The 786-nt window shown below is 72.9% G+C and carries 1 protein-coding gene; it reads right to left on the bottom strand.

The annotated features are described in order from the left end of the window. Positions 1-266: 266 nt before the first annotated feature. Entirely contained in the window at positions 267-593 is a 327-nt protein-coding gene (locus D459_RS0128400) for a hypothetical protein (RefSeq protein WP_017596383.1), read from the bottom strand. Between the last annotated feature and the right edge of the window lie 193 nt (positions 594-786).

The raw sequence follows: 786 nt of genomic DNA, 5'->3' as shown, positions 1-786 counted from the left end.
CCGCCCCGTTCCTACTTTCGCCGTCGCCGCTCGTCTTGACCTTCGCTCTGCGGGGTGCCGCGCCGGACCGACCGGCCGGCTCCCACCGCTGCCTTCGCCGCTTGCTTGGACCTTCACTCCGTGGGGCGCCGCGCTCGACCGATCGGCCGGCCGGTCCCTCTCCTGTCCTCTCCTCTGGTGTGCGGTGTTGCAGATGTGGCAACGGACACTGGGGACCACCGGCGTGGAGACGGCGACAGCGCCGAGATCATCGGGGCAGACAGGAGTCAGGCCTGGTCCGGTTCCCGGGTTCGGTGCAGCAGGATCTTCTCGCAGGTCACGGTGAGGCCGGCGCCGTCGCGGCCGAAGGAGAAGTCCAGTCGGAGCCGGTCCTCGTCGTGTTCGGAGCGGAGGTCGGAGACGTCGGCGCCCTCCCAAGGGGCGCCGTCCTCGTCGAAGAAGCTGGCGTCGGTGACGCCCTCCAGGACCAGGGTGTAGACGGTCGCGGGGGCCGCTCCGGGCGGGGTGCGCAGGGCGAGGGTGACGCTGTGCGCCGGGACGTCGATCCACGTCCCGGTGAGCGAGCACCCCTTCAGGGAGTCGAGAGCCGACATGAGCACCCCTCCGTGCCGTGGCCAGGGCTCCTCGGGTACGGCCTGCCCCGAACGTCCGGTCTCCACACGGTCCCGGCCGCTTCCGGGCGGGCCCTCGGGCGGGCCCCCGGGAAAGGTATTCGATCGGAGCCCCTCGCGCCTCCGCGGCGCCGGGCGGAACCCGGGCCCCGGACGGTCCGAAACGCGGCCGCCC

This window comes from Nocardiopsis potens DSM 45234 (assembly GCF_000341105.1).
GTDB lineage: Bacteria > Actinomycetota > Actinomycetes > Streptosporangiales > Streptosporangiaceae > Nocardiopsis_A > Nocardiopsis_A potens.
This window is presented reverse-complemented; position numbering and strand designations above follow the sequence as displayed.

Coding starts and splice junctions, on each gene's coding strand:
- D459_RS0128400 (WP_017596383.1), bottom strand. CDS start 593: ATGTCGGCTCTCGACTCCCTGAAGGGGTGCTCGCTCACCGGGACGTGG.